The following is a 1659-nucleotide window of genomic DNA, read 5'->3' on the forward strand; positions in this document are numbered from 1 at the left end:
TTTTTAAAAAATTCCAAAACTTTAAGTCATTTTGCTAAAGCTTATAGGGGTAAAATACTAAGAGTATTAGCAAGTAAAAATATACATAGCAAAGAAATTTTGCTAGAAAACTTACCTAATGATTTAAAAATAAAAGAAATTAAGATACAAGGATTAAAAGAAGATATAATTTTAGATATAGCAAGCTAAGCCTTTTGGCTTAGCTTTTATAATTAGAATTTGTATAGAGCTTCAAGTCTGATGAATTGATCATCGCTATCATGAACACCATTGGTGTTATAATCTTCAGTTAAGTAAGAATAGAAGCCACTAAATGTAAGTTTTGGACTATATGCATAAGATACTCTTGCAATATATTCATTTTTATCTATGTCGTTATTGCCAGCTTGTTCAGTTTTACCACCGATATAGTCAAACCCTACTCTAACAGTTTCAGCAAAAGTATAACCTAAACCTGCAAAATAGAAAAGACTTTCGCCATAAGTATGTCTTAAATCACTCTTGTTAGAATAAAAAATTTGTTCACCTGGAGCAATTACTCTTCCTTTATCTTCTAAAGTGACAACTGTTTGTTTGTTTTTATCACCATAGCCAACGATACCTGCTTGGAAATCAAAAGCAGAAATTTGTCCTTGTAATTGAGCAGCATAGAAATTGCCATCATCTACACCATGACCATAGAATTTTTCAAAATCACTATCCAAGCTATTTCCTAAATATTGAGCTTGGATTTTGAAGTTAGCCATATCATTGAATGTAAATTTATAGCTAGCATCTACTGCATATAAGAATGCATTGTTTGCTGAATAAGCAGCCCATAATTGGAAAGCAAATGGATCGAAATCACCTAATACAGCAGCACCGTATAAAGAAGAATTGTTAAGTTTTGTATCTCCAAAATCACCATCATCTTGAACATTGAAGCTATCAAACCAATAACCTGCAAAAGTTAAACCTTCAATAGAAGTGTTTACTACTTTAGCTCCTGTTCCTACTGCATCATCAGTCCAAATAGAGCCAATTTCCATTTTACCGAAAGTTACGCTTGTAGCATAAGCTTCATTGGTATATTCTAAGTAAGCTTGTCTAACACCGAAAGCACTTTTTGTATCTGTGTTTGCACCACCAAATCCATTTTCACCACCTGGGTTATATTCAAATTGAACAAAAGCTTTGAAGTTATCATCTAAAGCTGCTTTAAAATTCAATTGAGATTTAAATTTGTGTTGATTATTTTTAGAGCTATTGTAACCGCCAGTAGTTGAGGAACCATCATCTAATCTATCAGATTCAAATCTATATCTGAACATTCCTGATACATCAACATCTTTTATAGCTTCTTCAAGTGAAACAGCGTTAGCTGCTGAAAAAGCACCTGCAGCTAAAGCTGCTACTAAACTAAGTTTAACTAGTTTCATGAGAATTCTCCTTATTAAAATTAAAACTATGGCTTGTATTATAGCATAGTTTTATATAAGAATTCTTAAAATAAATAAAAACGATAAAAATATATTAAAGGGTTGTATTTATAGATTGAATTATCTTTAAAGATCTAGTTTGAAACTAGATCTTTAAAAACTAAGGAGTTATCTATGAATGTTTGCTTTTACAAATGTAATTATGCTCTTTGATAGTTAATGTTTGGAAACTGAGGGGTTA

General features: G+C 31.0%; 1 protein-coding gene and 1 pseudogene. One reads left to right on the forward strand and one right to left on the reverse strand.

Going from position 1 to position 1659, the window contains the following annotated elements:
- A pseudogene (locus tag L8X28_RS08245) lies at window positions 1-189 on the forward strand (peroxide stress protein YaaA); the annotation flags it as partial.
- Window positions 190-212: 23 nt separating this feature from the next.
- Here L8X28_RS08245 and L8X28_RS08250 read toward each other — a convergent pair.
- Window positions 213-1418 (reverse strand): major outer membrane protein, encoded by a 1206-nt coding sequence (locus tag L8X28_RS08250; protein WP_263666051.1) that lies wholly within the window; start codon window positions 1416-1418, stop codon window positions 213-215.
- Between the last annotated feature and the right edge of the window lie 241 nt (window positions 1419-1659).

The organism is Campylobacter sp. CNRCH_2016_0050h, assembly GCF_025772605.1.
Lineage (GTDB): Bacteria > Campylobacterota > Campylobacteria > Campylobacterales > Campylobacteraceae > Campylobacter_D > Campylobacter_D lari_D.